The 15,649-nt window shown below is 46.8% G+C and carries 14 protein-coding genes; 11 read left to right on the top strand and 3 right to left on the bottom strand.

The genetic code is table 11. The features are described from left to right. Positions 1 to 78 precede the first annotated feature (78 nt). Together BLV90_RS02020 and trmL are read right to left on the bottom strand one after the other, a co-directional pair. Positions 79 to 816 carry an HAD family hydrolase gene (locus BLV90_RS02020; protein ID WP_245726211.1) on the bottom strand — a complete coding sequence of 246 codons (738 nt, stop codon included), beginning with the start codon at positions 814 to 816 and terminating at the stop codon, positions 79 to 81. A gap of 35 nt (positions 817 to 851) precedes the next feature. Continuing rightward, positions 852 to 1,316: a tRNA (uridine(34)/cytosine(34)/5-carboxymethylaminomethyluridine(34)-2'-O)-methyltransferase TrmL gene (trmL, locus tag BLV90_RS02015; RefSeq protein ID WP_091735327.1), complete on the bottom strand. Its 465-nt coding sequence runs from the start codon at positions 1,314 to 1,316 to the stop codon at positions 852 to 854. A 169-nt stretch (positions 1,317 to 1,485) separates the two neighbouring features. On the opposite strand from trmL, the gene BLV90_RS02010 reads away from it, so the two are divergent. After that, positions 1,486 to 2,349, top strand: coding sequence for a DegV family protein (locus BLV90_RS02010; RefSeq protein WP_091735324.1), 864 nt, complete (start codon positions 1,486 to 1,488; stop codon positions 2,347 to 2,349). A gap of 117 nt (positions 2,350 to 2,466) precedes the next feature. Here BLV90_RS02010 and rpsT read toward each other — a convergent pair whose 3' ends face one another. After that, on the bottom strand, positions 2,467 to 2,733 hold the full coding sequence (rpsT, locus tag BLV90_RS02005; protein ID WP_091735321.1) for a 30S ribosomal protein S20: 267 nt from the start codon (positions 2,731 to 2,733) through the stop codon (positions 2,467 to 2,469). A 205-nt stretch (positions 2,734 to 2,938) separates the two neighbouring features. Here rpsT and gpr point away from each other — a divergent pair, with 205 nt between their 5' ends. The 10 genes from gpr (at position 2,939) to dnaJ (ending at position 15,615) form a co-directional block, all read left to right on the top strand. Next, on the top strand, positions 2,939 to 4,078 hold the full coding sequence (gpr, locus tag BLV90_RS02000) for a GPR endopeptidase (RefSeq protein ID WP_245726210.1): 1,140 nt from the start codon (positions 2,939 to 2,941) through the stop codon (positions 4,076 to 4,078). Positions 4,079 to 4,190: 112 nt separating this feature from the next. Then, positions 4,191 to 5,348 carry a stage II sporulation protein P gene (gene spoIIP / locus BLV90_RS01995; protein WP_091735315.1) on the top strand — a complete coding sequence of 386 codons (1,158 nt, stop codon included), beginning with the start codon at positions 4,191 to 4,193 and terminating at the stop codon, positions 5,346 to 5,348. Between the two features lie 19 nt (positions 5,349 to 5,367). Continuing rightward, positions 5,368 to 5,742, top strand: coding sequence for a DUF3679 domain-containing protein (locus BLV90_RS01990; RefSeq protein WP_245726217.1), 375 nt, complete (start codon positions 5,368 to 5,370; stop codon positions 5,740 to 5,742). Between the two features lie 109 nt (positions 5,743 to 5,851). After that, the gene (lepA, locus tag BLV90_RS01985; RefSeq protein WP_091735308.1) at positions 5,852 to 7,687 is read left to right on the top strand and encodes a translation elongation factor 4; all 1,836 of its coding nucleotides are present in this window, start codon (positions 5,852 to 5,854) and stop codon (positions 7,685 to 7,687) included. Positions 7,688 to 7,746: 59 nt separating this feature from the next. Next, positions 7,747 to 8,919: a radical SAM family heme chaperone HemW gene (gene hemW, locus BLV90_RS01980; RefSeq protein ID WP_091735305.1), complete on the top strand. Its 1,173-nt coding sequence runs from the start codon at positions 7,747 to 7,749 to the stop codon at positions 8,917 to 8,919. Between the two features lie 80 nt (positions 8,920 to 8,999). Beyond that, the gene (gene hrcA, locus BLV90_RS01975; RefSeq protein ID WP_091735302.1) at positions 9,000 to 10,025 is read left to right on the top strand and encodes a heat-inducible transcriptional repressor HrcA; all 1,026 of its coding nucleotides are present in this window, start codon (positions 9,000 to 9,002) and stop codon (positions 10,023 to 10,025) included. A 119-nt stretch (positions 10,026 to 10,144) separates the two neighbouring features. After that, a complete protein-coding gene (locus tag BLV90_RS01970; RefSeq protein ID WP_091735300.1) occupies positions 10,145 to 11,680 on the top strand; it encodes a TCP-1/cpn60 chaperonin family protein in 1,536 nt (511 codons plus the stop codon). 13 nt (positions 11,681 to 11,693) lie between these two features. Beyond that, on the top strand, positions 11,694 to 12,455 hold the full coding sequence (grpE, locus tag BLV90_RS01965; protein ID WP_245726209.1) for a nucleotide exchange factor GrpE: 762 nt from the start codon (positions 11,694 to 11,696) through the stop codon (positions 12,453 to 12,455). 53 nt (positions 12,456 to 12,508) lie between these two features. Then, positions 12,509 to 14,359: a molecular chaperone DnaK gene (gene dnaK, locus BLV90_RS01960; RefSeq protein WP_091735297.1), complete on the top strand. Its 1,851-nt coding sequence runs from the start codon at positions 12,509 to 12,511 to the stop codon at positions 14,357 to 14,359. Between the two features lie 134 nt (positions 14,360 to 14,493). Further along, on the top strand, positions 14,494 to 15,615 hold the full coding sequence (dnaJ, locus tag BLV90_RS01955; RefSeq protein ID WP_177167846.1) for a molecular chaperone DnaJ: 1,122 nt from the start codon (positions 14,494 to 14,496) through the stop codon (positions 15,613 to 15,615). Positions 15,616 to 15,649: the final 34 nt, after the last annotated feature.

Below are 15,649 nucleotides of genomic sequence, written 5' to 3'. Positions count from 1 at the left end.
AAGAGGTTGATCCTAAGAGGTGTAACGATTCCTTAGGGTCAACCTCTTTTCTTCATCCGTGCTACATAATCTATAACATTAGAGAGCTACAGCAGAGAATATCCCTTTTCCTGCGCGAATGTCAGATAGGAGCTCTACCATGGTGCCTTCTCCATCAGGAGAGAAAGTCGGGGATCCACGATCAATTCGATGTTGGTTTACCCAATAGGTGGTCATACCCACGGTGGAGGCAACAAGATCCTCCTGCATATCGTTGCCAACCATGATGCACTCCTCTGGAGTAACTCCCATTGCCGCAGCTACTTCGCGATAGTAGCCGGGATGGGGTTTACACCAGTGAGTTTCTTCATATACAGAGACCCACTCCACTAGGTCCTCAACACCGGCCCAACGCATCCGCTCTTGGATGGCCGCTTTTGGGAAAACCGGATTGGTTGCAACAGCTACACGATAACCACGGTCTAGGGCACTTTGGACAATTTGCCGAGATAACGGAGCTTCAGCTACATGCTTCTTTAACGATGGAAAGTGATTGTCGTAAAAGTGATCAAAGATGTGCCAGATCTCTTCCCGTTTGAGGCCAGACTTCTCTAAAAAGCGACGCTCAAAAATTTGTTCGTTAGTGTATTGAGGTTCGTCACTTTCGATCATTGCCTTCGTAGCATCCCAGATGAGCGGTATGAGCTGATCGGGCCCCATGACAGGAGCGACATGGGGGGCAAGGGCTTTTAAATATTCACCGATGAATGCATCGGTATCTATTGGTAGCAATGTACCATCAAGGTCAAAACAAATCACTTTGATTATGAGAATCAACTCCCTCTTTGCTCGTGAATGGTGGATAAAATCTGTTAAGTTAAATGAGGAAAATCTAATTGACGGAGTGCTTCATAGATCACGATCGATGCAGCGTTACCCAAGTTGAGTGAACGAACTGTGGGGCTCATCGGAATTCGGATACAAGTGTCCTTATAACGGTCCAGGATTTCAGGGGGTAAGCCCTTCGATTCTTTGCCAAAGATAAAGATGTCTTCTTTCTGGTAGGTAAAGGAAGTATAGCTTTTTTGTGCTTTGGTCGTTGCACAAAAAAACCGTCCTTCTGGAAAAGCATCGGTAAATTCTGCAAAGGAATCATAGTAACGAACATCAACATGGTGCCAATAATCCATCCCTGACCGCTTTAGGTACTTGTCATCAGTGGAAAAGCCCAGGGGGCGTACGAGATGAAGCACAGAGCCTGTTACAGCACAAGAACGAGCAATGTTCCCCGTGTTATTAGGGATTTCAGGCTCTACTAGACAGATATGAAACGACATGAGCGCAGACGTCCTCTCCAACGTAAGTACCCTCCTATTGTAACAAATTGAAAGGAAATTCCCATTAGAAAGCAGGGAACAATTGGTGACAGGGTGTAGAACTATTCATTAAGTGGTTGTAGGATTCTTGTCTCCCGATTATACTTGGGATATTAAAGGGGGTTACCCATTGAACAAGATTGCGTTAGTAACGGATAGTTCCTGTGATTTGCCTATACAAATATTGCGAAAGTTCGATATTGAAAGCGTTTCACTCCGTGTTATATACAAGAATGAAGAGTTTCGGGATGGAGTGGATATTCAACCAACTGAGGTATATGAACGGTTGGAGACGGAAGTGCCAAAAACATCGATGCCTTCCCCCCAAGATATAAAAGATACATTTTATAGATTGAAAGAGCAGGGTTATACCCATTGTATCGTCATGGTGGTTTCATCCCATTTGTCTGGTACTTATAATAACTTTCGTTTGATGGCGGAGGACTTTGAGGGGATGAAGATTGATGTCATCGACTCAAAGGGTCTTTCCTGGATACTTGGTTATATGGTGTTGGAAGCTGCTCGTTCCATTCGTGCAAAGATGGACTACACCGAAATTCTAAAGCGGATCGAAGAAGCCCGTAAACGGGTTCGTGGTTATTTTGTACTGGATACCTTAGATTATCTTAAAGCAGGTGGGCGAATCGGTAAGGTGACTGCCACTCTTGGCACGATGTTGAATCTAAAACCGATCATTACTTTGGATGATCATGGAGGATTTATCCCATTTAACGTAGGGCGGGGTAAGAAACAAGCAGTTAAAAAGATGTTAGAGCATGTAACTAAACAACTGCAAACGACAAAAGCAAATATCGCGATTCTCCAGGGACGAGCTGAAAAAGAAGCAGAGGCGCTAAAGGAGAAGCTAAAGGATATTGAAAATGTGTGTGAATTAACGATTAGTGCCATCAGCCCAGCCTTGGTTGTCCATACCGGACCAGGTCTCGTAGGCCTTGTAGTGGATCCAATCGTTCATGAGAAGAAGTACGAATGATATCATCCATCAACTTATACGATGAATGCCCCCGTTCAGCTTGGGGGCTTTTTTAATAAATAAAAACACCCGTCTGCCTTCTAAAGGGGGCGGGTGTTTGGCGAACAACTGTTGGCATTAACCGTTCAAGGCATTGAACTTTTGCTCCAGGCGTGATTTCTGGCGGGACGCAACATTTTTGTGCAACAGACCCTTGGTCGTTGCTTTGTCCAGCATTTTCTTGGCATCCCGGAGCAGGGTGCCAGCTTGTTCTTTATCCTGTTGGTCGACAGCAGCCAGGAAGCGCTTAACGGAGGTACGTACAGCGGATTTTTGAGCAATCCGATGTTGGCGCCGCTTTTCATTGGTCTGCGTCCGTTTAATGGCGGATTTAATGTTTGGCATGAGTTCACCTCCCGCTCCGAATCGTTCGTCTCTAGGCGAGCAACATTTCAAATTCTATCACGGGGACTTGTAAAAAGCAAGAACCGGTTATATGGCGGAACAGGGGATTTCCTTTCCATTACATACCCGAATGAAGTGACTACGAATAAAGGATATCAATTTTTGGGGAAAATGGAGCTGAACTAATAAAAAGGAGATGGAGTGCATGTTCGATGCCAATGAACAAGAACAACTGAATAAACAGGGTCAATCTACTCAACTAGATACGGGCCGCTTTCCCGTAAGGACTGATTTGGCGCGGGAAGCTCACGATATGGCGGTCCAAGAACAGGAAAGCCCTGAAGAGGGGCTACCGGGTGTACGTATTCAGGAGGAGGAAGAGGAGGGTGTTGTGACTAGTTGGATTTACGTGGAGAGTGAAGAAGGGGAGAAGGCTATAGGAAAAGCTCAGGGTACATACCTAACATTGGAAGTTCCTGGTCTGCGTAGCCAAGACTCGATGTTACAAGAGCGAGTCATGAAAAAATTTACGCAAGAATTTGAGCGATACCTCGGTGAGGTTGGCATTGATCCCAATGCGAGTGTCCTCATTGTAGGGTTGGGTAACCAAAGTGTCACGGCGGATGCTCTGGGACCTAATGTCGTGAAACAGTCCATGGTGACCCGTCATCTCTTTCAATTGATGCCTGATCAAGTAGCTGAAGGATATCGGCCTGTTTCTGCTATTGCTCCAGGGGTTCTAGGTACAACAGGGATTGAAACAAGCGAGGTAATTTTCGGAGTAGTAGAAAGAACGAAACCCGATGTGATTATTGCAGTCGATTCTCTGGCTTCTCGGGCTCTTTCACGGGTAAATACTACGATTCAAGTTTCCGATGTGGGGATCTTTCCAGGCTCCGGAGTGGGTAATAAGAGGCTACCACTTAACCAAGACACTCTAGGTATTCCAGTTATCGCCATTGGAATTCCTACCGTTGTTGATGCGGCGACGATTGCCCATGATACCGCCGAATATGTGCTCGCCCATATCCACCGTGAAATGAACCAAGAGAAACCAACGAACCCCCTCGATCCCATGAACCGCGCCAGTGTGAAGGAACTTCATTCCCAGGAAATAAGTCCTGAGTCCAGACAACATATGATGGGGATTGTTGGAGGGTTAGAGGCAGATGAAAAACAACAGTTGATTCAAGAAGTGTTGGAACCTTTAGGGCAAAATCTGATTGTGACACCAAAGGAAGTGGATGCCTTTATCGGCGATATGGGGAAAGTGGTCGCCCTTGGTATGAATTGTGCTCTACATGATGCCGTTACACCAGAAAATGTATCTTCCCATAGCAACTGAATCACTGATGAATGAGCCAGAACACTTCTCGTAATCTATCTTTTTAAGTTCTAGTTTACCCTTCCTTCTCATATATTCGGAGTAATGTGAGATAAGTTGGGGAGGGGAAGGGATGCGAAAACGGGTTCGTGGCTTTAAGGCGTTCAACATGTCCGCTCCCCAGGTCAGACAATTGTTCGTAGCACTGATCTTGGGAACGGCGATCATGTTTGTTTTAACAGGATTATTTGCAGTGGTACAAGCCAAGCGTAGCGCACAATCAGGAGATATCTCTCAAATTACTGCCCGGTTCTCAACGGAAACCCTTTTATATCTGATGGGGGGAGAAGTGCCCTATCTGAGTACGATGAAAGAAGTAGCATCTAAGGAGCTTAGCATCTCACGAATTACCTTTGAATTAATGACTAGCATTGACCCGAAGGATCCACGCAGTCTATTTGGTAGTGAACTTCCGGGATTTGCTCTCTTTGATACACAGATTGTTGTTGCTGGGAAAGATGTCGATTATACCGATGTTCCCATTGAGTCTACTCCTCCATCAGACTTGGAGAAAAAGCTGACAGAGGATAAAAAAAAGAAGCCCGAGAAAGAAGAGCCCCCTCCGCGTAGAGTATCTGGTAAAGAACGTGTTTTCATCTATCACACCCACTATACAGAATCCTATCTACCTGAGTTGAAAAATACGGATCACCCCAAGAGTGCCTATGACCAACGAAATAATATTACGAAGGTTGGTAGACATATGGGTGAGACCTTGGATCGGTATGGACTTGGAACACAGGTATATAGTGGTGGGTTTAATGCAGGATGGAACCAACTCTATCGAGCCTCTCGAGCCAAAGTAGTGTCTGCTCTCAAGGCAAATAAGGATCTAAGCTATGTGATTGATATCCACCGTGATTCTCAACATCGAGCGAAGACAACAACAGACATCAAGGGAAAGAAATATTCGCGAATTGCTTTTGTCATTGGTACAGGGAATCCCCATTGGGAGGACAATGAACGTTTTGCCCGTCAGCTTCATAAAAAGCTGGACGAGCTTTACCCAGGACTTTCAAAAGGAGTTTTTCGTAAAACACCGATGATGGGTAATGGGGAGTATAACCAATCCCTCAGCAAAAAAGGAATCCTCGTTGAGATTGGCGGAGTGGATAATACTTTCAACGAATCCAATCGATCAGCGGATGCCCTCGCTCGGGCGCTGGCAGATGTCCACTTTGGTAATACCCCAGTTGCGACAAAGTCGAAAGAAAATAAGAGTCCAAAGTGAGAGGAACGTGGTGATCTCCATGCGCTTCACTATTCAGGCTATCGCCCTATTGCTTGCGTTGATGCTTGGGATCGTACTTGGTATCGGCTCAGCGGAAACCAATATTCAACAGATTCAAGGGACGAAAGACTCCCAGCGAGCGGTTCAGGTTACTCCTGATGAAAAGGGGCGAGTGGAGATTGCTGTCCTTGGACATGTTTATGAAACGGATAGTAAGGGTGCGTTAAATGAAGTGAAGAAAAAGAAAGAAGAAGCACAGAAAACAGCTGTACAATTAACGGATGCCAGCAATAGCTGGTTATCTGTTGCTAGTAATGGAGCAGGACAGGGAATTCGTGAAACCGCACGGGCAGTGGTGGAGAAAGTAGTGGGTTGGGTAGGCGGATCGGAGTAGTCTAACAAATCGTTGCAAGATCGTTTTATTCCTTCGTTGCCCCATCCTTCCTGCATTGCTATAATGAACAGGATGCAGTAGTGCGCGTTTTTACGCAGGAGGGAACGGAATGAACGAAAAAAATCGGCAGCAGGAGCGACAACAGGAGAAGATTCGCAATTTCTCGATCATCGCTCACATCGACCATGGGAAATCTACTTTGGCCGATCGTATACTAGAACATACCGGGGCACTGTCTGACCGCGAGATGCAGGATCAGTTCCTTGACTCAATGGACTTAGAAAGAGAACGAGGCATCACCATTAAATTACAATCGGTTCGCTTGCCTTACAAAGCAAAGGATGGACAGGACTACATCCTTAATCTGATTGATACACCGGGTCACGTGGACTTTACTTATGAGGTTTCACGTTCCCTCGCTGCTTGTGAAGGGGCTCTTTTGGTAGTCGATGCCGCTCAGGGAGTAGAAGCGCAAACGATGGCCAATGTGTATCTGGCTTTGGATAATGATTTGGAGATCCTACCGGTCATCAACAAGATTGACCTTCCCAGTGCAGATCCTGAACGAGTACGACAAGAAATCGAGGACCTTATCGGTCTAGATGCTTCAGAAGCTGTACTTGCTTCTGCAAAGTCCGGGATTGGTATCGAAGAAATCCTGGAACAGGTAGTTACCCAGGTACCTGCTCCAGCTGGAGATTCTACAGCACCGCTGAAGGCGATGATCTATGATTCTCTCTACGATGCTTATAAAGGAGTTATCACCTATATTCGGGTCGTAGATGGTTCCATTAAAAAAGGGCAAAAAGTTCGTATGATGGCAACAGGTAAGGAGTTTGAAGTGACCGAAGTGGGTGTTTTTGCCCCTCGACCGATGGCCCGGGAAGAACTTGCTGTCGGTGAGGTAGGCTTTATGGTCGCCTCCATCAAGAACGTGAAGGATACGCGAGTAGGGGATACGATTACCGATGCGAATCGTCCTGCTGAGGAACCATTGGCTGGTTATCGTCGGATTAACCCCATGGTTTTTTGTGGGATGTATCCAGTCGACTCCTCAGACTATGATGATCTGCGGGAAGCCTTAGAAAAACTGGAGTTGAATGACTCTTCCCTGCGTTATGAGCCAGAGACTTCTGGTGCGCTCGGATTTGGTTTCCGATGTGGATTTCTCGGTTTGCTTCATATGGAGATTATCCAGGAGCGAATTGAACGAGAGTATAATATCCCTCTGATCACAACGGCTCCTAGCGTTGTTTACAATGTGTACAAGACAGATGGCGAGGTCATCAGCATCGAGAATCCGACGCATATGCCTCCTTCGCAGCAAGTGGAATATGTAGAGGAACCCTATGTAAAGGCCTCGATCATGGTTCCCAATGATTTCGTAGGTACTGTAATGGAACTTTGCCAATCGAAGCGTGGAGAGTATGTTGATATGCGTTATCTTGACGCAAACCGGGTAAATATCGTCTATCAGTTGCCTTTGGCAGAGATCGTTTACGATTTTTTTGATCAACTAAAATCGGGGACGAAGGGCTATGCTTCCTTTGACTATGAGATGATTGGGTATAAAACCTCCAAGTTGGTGAAGATGGATATCCTGCTCAATGGTGAGCCAGTGGATGCCCTCTCCTTTATCGTGCACCATGATAAAGCATACTATCGAGGACGTCTCTTTGTTGAGAAGTTAAAAGAGCTTATCCCGCGCCAAATGTTTGAGGTACCCATTCAAGCGACGATTGGTAATAAAGTGGTAGCTCGCGAAACGATCCGCGCCCAACGTAAAAATGTGTTAGCAAAATGCTATGGTGGAGATATCAGTCGGAAGCGGAAACTCCTCGAAAAGCAAAAGGAAGGTAAGAAGCGGATGAAGGCTGTCGGAAACGTAGAGGTGCCGCAAGAAGCTTTTATGGCAGTTTTACAGATGGACGATAGCAAGAAGTGAACGGAAATCCACCGCGAGCGAGAAACCGCTGGCGGTTTTTTCAAGAAAGAAGGGCTAGTATGAACAACGTTTCGCCTCGCTCTATCTACATTCACATTCCTTTTTGTAGTCATAAGTGCCATTACTGCGACTTCACGGCCTATGTCGTAGGTGGTCAGCCAGTGGATGAATACTTGGATGCATTGGAACGTGAGATGGCTTGGACGGTGGCAGAAATTCCCCCTGAGGAGATCGAGACGATCTTTATTGGCGGGGGGACCCCTACGGTACTCGATGTAAAACAAATGGAGCGTCTGCTAACGGCGATTCGGCGTTATTTTCCTTTTTGGTCAGATGAGATTGAATATACCATTGAGGCGAATCCCGGTACGACGGAGAAAGAAAAGCTTGAGGTGATGCTGGCGGGAGGGATTAATCGGATCAGTTTTGGTGCACAAACTTTCCGTCCAGATCTATTGGCCAATATTGGTCGCGTTCACTCGGTATCCGATATTGGACGCAGTGTGGAAACCGCACGTGCCGTTGGAATTCATAACATCTCCTTGGATCTGATGTTTGGATTACCCAAGCAGACGGTGGCCGATATGGAAGAGGCGATCCGAGAAGGGGTGGCACTTGCTCCAGAACACTTCTCTGTCTATAGCTTAAAAGTTGAAGAAGGCACGGTTTTCCATGCGAAGCTCCTGCAAGGCAAACTCCCACTTCCTTCCGAAGAAGATGAGTTGATGATGTACCAACTGACACGGGAGAGATTGCAAGCTGCGGGTTATTCACAATACGAAATCTCTAACTTTGCGCGCCCAGGAAAAGAGAGTAAGCATAACTCAACCTATTGGAAAAACAATCCCTACTATGGACTTGGAGCAGGAGCCCATGGATACGCGCGAGGTGTTCGCCATGTCAATGTGAAGGGAGTAGGGGAGTATATCCGTCGCTGTGAAAAGGGACGTCCCATCGCTGAAACATTGGATGTAACTAGAATGGAAGCGATGGAAAATGAGATGATTTTAGGCCTGCGACTAGAAGAAGGCGTACATGAGGGGCGGTTCCGGGAACGATTTGATGTTGCGCTTGCGGTGGTGTTTGGTGATGTTCTAGCTACACTGGAGAAAAAAGATTTATTACAAAAGGAAATGGGTCGATGGTCACTGACAGAGAAAGGACTTCTCTTTGGCAATGATGTATTTTCGGCTTTCTTAGGTGAAGGGGTCGATCACGTTGTTGGTCGTTGACATCGAGGGAGTGGTTTGATACCTTATGAGTAAGCTATTAGCACTCATGATCTTTGAGTGCTAACAAGGGAGGGAGGCAGATGTTGGCCGAGCGGCAGAAGCAGATATTGAAAGCGATCATCGAGGAGTATGTCGTCCATGCGGAGCCTGTAGGATCTCGTACTATTTCAAAGCGAGATGATATTGGCTATAGTGCAGCTACAGTTCGTAATGAGATGGCGGATCTCGAAGATTTAGGTTTCGTTGAACAGCCGCATACATCTGCTGGGCGTATCCCGAGTCAGATGGGATACCGCTATTATGTTGATAATTTGATGGGGCCACAGCGATTGGAGCGAACAGACTTATTACAAGTCAGAGAATTGTTTGCTTCTCAGATGGATGCTGTGGAACTGACGATTCAACAGACCGGTTCCATTTTGTCGCGTCTCACCAATTACACGTCGATTATTTTGGGTCCTGAAGCAATCCATAACAAACTGAAGCACCTACAAGTAATCCCACTCAATGAGCGATCTGCGGTGGCTATTGTTGTATCAGATAATGGCCATGTAGATCAACGAAGATTCACTGTCCCTGATGGAGTTTCCCTCTCTTCCATTGAAAAATTGGTCAACATCTTAAACGTTAAACTGTCTGGTGTGCCACTGGTTCGCCTCAAGCGCAATGTTTACCAAGAACTTTTTGCCGAACTAGATCGGCACGTCGAGCAGTATGAGTTTTTGCTCGGAGTAATTGATCAGATGCTGTTGGCAGACACGGATGACCGAATCTTCACGAGTGGGACGACGAATATTTTGACCCAGCCCGAGTTTACAGATGTAACACAGGTTAAAGCATTGATGGACCTCTTTGAACAGACGGATACGGTAACTAAACTATTTGCCACTAATAATGCAGGTGTGCAGGTACGTATTGGTGAGGAAAATTCCATTGCTACAGTAAATAACTGTAGCATTGTGACCGCTTCTTTTTCTATTGATGGTCGCTCGCTAGGTACAGTGGGTGTATTAGGTCCCACTCGTATGGATTATAACAAGGTAGTTAGCCTCATGCAGGTACTTACAACCGATCTGTCTGAACATCTTCGCCAACTCTACAAATAATATGGGACTCTCATTTTTGTGGACAGGATGAAAACTAGAACTTTTACTATGTGAACCACAGATGGGGAGTCACACTCCACATCCTAAATATAAAAGTAGAGAAGGTGAGGTCGTCGCCGATGGAACAATCCACGTTTAAAAGTCGAACTGTGGCGGAAAATCCTCGTACTGGTGCTCTGCTAGAAAACGTCGAAGCAGTTCGTAGTATCGCGGTGGCGGTAGAGGGAACGCTAGGCCCCAAGGGACTAGATACGATGCTGGTGGGTGAAATGGGAGAGGTGATCGTTACCAACGATGGTGTAACGATCCTAGAGAAGATGGAAATCCACCATCCAGCTGCACGTATGATTTCTCAGATCGCTCGTGCGCAACAGGAAGAAGTAGGGGATGGAACGACGACGGCAACATTACTTGCGGCTACGTTGGTAGAAGAGGGGACAAAGCAAGTGGGCCGTGGTGTCCCAGTGGCTAAAGTAATTGCAGGAATTCGTCGTGGAATTCAACATGCCTTAGAAGGGATGCAAAAGATGGCGCATCCGATCTGGGATTTGAAGGACGAATGGTTACAAGGAATCGCTTTTACAGCTGGGCGCGAGCAGGAGGATGTGACCGATTTGGTCATTGAGGCGGCGCTGATGGTAGGGCGAGAGAAACTTCTCGAGAAGAACTTTCGCTTAAGCGAAGCAGTGACGGCTCATCCTCGTGTTGAAAGTGGTGTCTTTTCTGGCCTTCTCGTTAAGGGAGAGCGTTTAAATCTACAAGTATCTGATACAAAGGAACTGCCGCGCATTCTCGTCATTGGTGGTGACCTGACCCCTGAGCCGGTAGAAACGCAGTCTGAAGCGGGCTTTCGTAAGTTGGAGGAGAATCGAGAAGCATTACTCTCTGCTATTGGAAAATTAGTAGAGAGTAATGTAGAAGTTGTTCTCGTAGAAGGAGAAGTAGACCCGCTTGTGGAGGACCGACTCTCCAGTGCGGATCTACTCGTTGTCTCTCAGATAAGTAGAGAAGACATTAATCGGGTGGCTGAACACATCGGTGCCAGGATATTAATGCGGACCAGTCTATCTAAGCCTATTGCGGAACTTGAAGCGTTTTTTGGAATGGCAGAATTGGTAGAGTGTGAAGAACGCCTTGGGTGTATTCGCGTTATCAGTGGAGCTGGCAAATCCTTTGCTACCATTCTCGTCAGTGCTTCCACGGAGGAAGTAGTAAGGGAGCGGGAGCGGATCGCTAAAGACGCGGCCGCAGCTGTTCAAGCGGCCGTCCGGGGAGGATTCCTTCCAGGAGGAGGAGCTGCTGAACTAGCTTTAGCCAGAGAGGTTGAGAAGCATCGGGATCTAGTCCAAGGTACGGAAGCCTTCGGGGTTTCTGCTGTTGCTGAAGCACTTCATCGACCGATGAGCCAAGTGGTAGCCAATGCGGGTTTTAACCCCTTGGAGAAGGTAGAAGAAGTAAAGGCACTGCAGTGGAAGAGGCAGAGTAAATCGCTAGGGGTGGACTGTGATCGAGGAGTGATCTCAGACATGGTCGATATGGGGGTCGTTGATCCCTTGCCAGTTAAGTACCATGCACTACAAGCCGCTGGCGAAGTGAGTACAGCAATCCTTCGTATCCATACCGTCGTTCCAATGAAGGGAATCGATGCGAGATGATTGAGGTGATAATGTGGAAGAGCATGTGAATGAGTCGAAACGCCCTCGTACAGCGCGGGAACTAAGAAAAGCGAAGGAAGCGGAAGAAGAACGAAAGCGTCGGAAAGAAGGATCCTTTAATAAAGTATCTGAGACAGAAGTAAGTGGGGAATCTCTCTCAGCACCTTCCGAGGAAGAGGCTTACCAGGTTTCTTATGAGGAACAGTCACAGGAAGAACTACATACGGATTACGCTGTTGATTCTTCCTCAGATGAAGGGGAAGAGTCGATTGACGACGAAAATTATTCGCTGGGAGCTACAAACATCGCTGATCTAGAGGAATTGCAAACAGAGCTGGAGAAATGGAAGCGTCAGGCGGAGGAGAATAAAGAGCAGCTGCTTCGCGCACGGGCTGATTATGAGAATTTCCGTCGGCGTTCTCGTAAGGATCAAGAGGATGCTGTCAAATATGGGGCCACCTCCTTGGTTGAGTCTCTCTTACCTGTGCTCGATAACTTAGAGCGTGCACTGGCTGTAGATGAGTCAACGAGTGAGTCCAATGTCTTGCGTCAGGGTGTGGACATGGTCTACCGTCAATTACTACAGTCCTTGACAGAAAAAGGGCTTTCGGTGATTGAGGCAGAGGGTAAGGAATTTAACCCCCATGAACACACTGCAGTGATGCAAGAGGAGGCAGAAGGTGTAGGAGCAGGGATGGTGATTGAGGAGCTTCAAAAAGGTTATCGTTTTAAGGAACGTATCCTGCGTCCTGCTATGGTTAAAGTAAGCTATTGAAACGAATGAGGTTATTTATTTCATTGGGAAAATTATAAGGGGGTACATCTACTATGAGTAAAGTTATCGGAATCGACTTAGGAACTACTAACTCCTGTGTTGCATTTATGGAAGGAAATGAAGCTACTGTTATCGCTAACGCTGAAGGAGGACGAACTACGCCCTCAGTTGTTGGCTTCTCCAAGACGGGTGAGCGTCTTGTAGGTGAGGCAGCAAAACGTCAGGCGATCACTAACCCAGATAACACGATCGCCTCGATTAAGCGTTGGATGGGTACGGATCATAAAGAGTCCATCGAAGAGAAACAGTACACACCTCAAGAGATCTCGGCTATGATCCTGCAAAAATTGAAAGAAGATGCTGAGGCATATCTCGGCGAAAAAGTAACCGAAGCGGTTATCACGGTACCTGCTTACTTTAACGATAGCCAACGTCAGGCAACCAAAGACGCTGGTAAAATCGCTGGTATGGATGTTCTGCGGATCATCAATGAACCAACAGCAGCCGCTTTAGCTTACGGTTTGGATAAAGATGGCGATCAAACGATTCTCGTTTTTGACCTTGGTGGTGGTACCTTCGACGTTTCCATAATGGAAATGGGCGATGGTCTCTTTGAAGTAAAAGCGACCAGTGGGGACAACAAATTAGGCGGCGATGACTTTGACCAAGTAATCATCGATCATCTGGTCCAAGTGTTTAAACAAGAAAATGGCATTGACCTCTCCAACGATCGTATGGCGCTGCAACGTTTAAAAGATGCGGCTGAGAAAGCGAAGAAAGATCTCTCTGGTGTATTGACCACGACCATCTCCCTTCCATTCTTAACGGCAGATGCAAGCGGTCCTAAACACTTAGAAATGTCCCTAACCCGTGCGAAGTTTGAAGAACTCTCCGCCGAATTGGTAGAGCGCACCATGCGTCCAACACGTCAAGCACTGAAAGACGCAGGGATGCAAGCTTCTGACATCGAACGAGTGATCTTGGTAGGGGGTTCTACACGGATTCCTGCGGTTCAAGAAGCGATCAAAAAACTGACGGGTCAAGAGCCAAGCAAAGGCGTAAATCCAGATGAAGTAGTAGCAATGGGTGCGGGTGTGCAAGGTGGCGTACTCTCTGGTGATGTGAAAGATGTTGTTCTTCTCGATGTAACACCGCTCTCGCTCGGGATTGAAACCCTTGGTAGTGTGTTTACCAAACTGATCGAGCGCAATACGACTATCCCAACTGAGAAGTCTCAAATTTTCTCTACAGCGGCGGATAACCAAACGGTGGTAGATATTCATGTACTACAAGGGGAGCGTGAGATGGCTGCTCACAATAAAACCCTTGGTCGCTTCCAATTACAAGACATTCCTCCAGCTCCTCGGGGTGTACCTCAAATCGAAGTTTCCTTTAAAATCGATGCGAATGGTATTGCTCACGTAACTGCTAAGGATACCGCAACTGGAAAAAGTAAGGATATCACGATCCAGTCCTCCAGCGGATTGTCCGATGATGAAGTAGATCGCATGGTGAAGGAAGCGGAAGAAAATGCTGAGGAAGATAAAAAGCGCAAAGAAGAAGTCGAGCTTCGTAATAAAGCGGATCAACTTGTCTTCACTACAGATAAAACCTTGAAAGATCTAGGTGACAAAGTGGAAGATGCTGATAAACAGAAAGCGGAAGAAGCGAAGGAAGCCGTGAAAAAAGCCTTGGAAGGTACAGACCTTGAGACCCTCAAAACGGCAACAGAAGAGCTGGAAACGGCTGTGCAAGAACTATCCGTGAAGCTGTATCAGCAACAAGCTGCTGAAGCACAAGCTGCTCAAGGTGACCAAGCAGATGAAGGTAAGGATAAGGATCGTGACAACGTCGTTGATGCCGAGTATGAAGTGATGGATGAGGACAAGAAAGAAGAGAAATAATTCGTCTCTCTTCACTTTGCTCGGGAAGTCAAAGCCAGTGGACTGGCTTTGACTTTTGGCGTTTTTCACTCACGTAGTAGATTTGACCCCCTTGCTAAGCAAGGCATATGTTGAGGATAAAAGGAGGTGGTCCGGTGAGTAAGCGTGATTACTATGAAGTACTTGGGGTAGGACGGGATGCATCCAGTGACGAGATTCGTAAAGCGTATCGAAAGTTAGCCCGTCAATACCACCCTGATGTAAATAAATCGCCGGATGCTGAAGGAAAATTTAAAGAGGCGACAGAAGCCTATGAAGTACTCCGGGACGATCAGAAAAAAGCACGCTATGATCAATTTGGTCATGCGGATCCCAATGCCGCAGGAGCTGGTTTTGGCGGCTTTGGTGGGGGTGCCTCAGATTTCGGCTTTGGTGATATCTTTGATATGTTCTTCGGGGGAGGTCGGCGTAACCCGAATGCCCCTCGCCAAGGAGCTGACTTGGAATACCGACTTACCATTGAATTTAAAGATGCGGTATTTGGAAAAGAGATGGATATCCCAGTTCCTCGTACCGAGACATGCTCGGATTGTCATGGAAATGGAGCGCAGGCGGGAACTCATCCTGAGGTTTGCTCCGTTTGTAAAGGTTCTGGTCAAGCAGAAAGCGTACAAAATACGCCCTTTGGCCGCGTAGTAAATAAGCGAGTCTGTCATCAGTGTAATGGTCGTGGTAAAATCATCCGCGAAAAATGTAAGACCTGTAGTGGTGCGGGTCAAGTGAAAAAGCGGAGAAGTATTCATATCAATATCCCCCGAGGAATCGACGAAGGCAAGCAGTTGCGCATTTCTGGCGAAGGGGAAGCCGGCGTGAATGGAGGCCCTGCTGGGGACTTATATATCGTTATTGAAGTTCGGCCACATGAGTTTTTCAAGCGAGATGGAATCAATATCACCTGTGAAATGCCGATCACCTTTAGCCAAGCAGCCCTAGGCGATGAGATTGTGGTTCCTACACTCGAAGGGCGAGCTTCACTCAAGATTACAGCAGGTACACAATCAGGGGTTGAATTTCGTCTGCGTGGCAAAGGGGTTCCTCGTTTATACGGTAACGGCCATGGGGATCAATTGGTCAAAGTACGGGTAGTCACTCCGACGCGGATGACCGATGAACAGAAAAAAGCTCTTCGTGAGTTCGGAAAAATATCAGGGGACTATGTTTCTGAGCAAAACAATAGCTTCTTCGATAAAATGAAGCGAGCCTTTACTGGGGACTAAAAGTACTTCAGGGAAGTAGAATCTGTTATACGGG

Origin of the sequence: Marininema mesophilum, from assembly GCF_900106775.1 — a bacterium.
Lineage (GTDB): Bacteria > Bacillota > Bacilli > Thermoactinomycetales > DSM-45169 > Marininema > Marininema mesophilum.
This window is presented reverse-complemented; position numbering and strand designations above follow the sequence as displayed.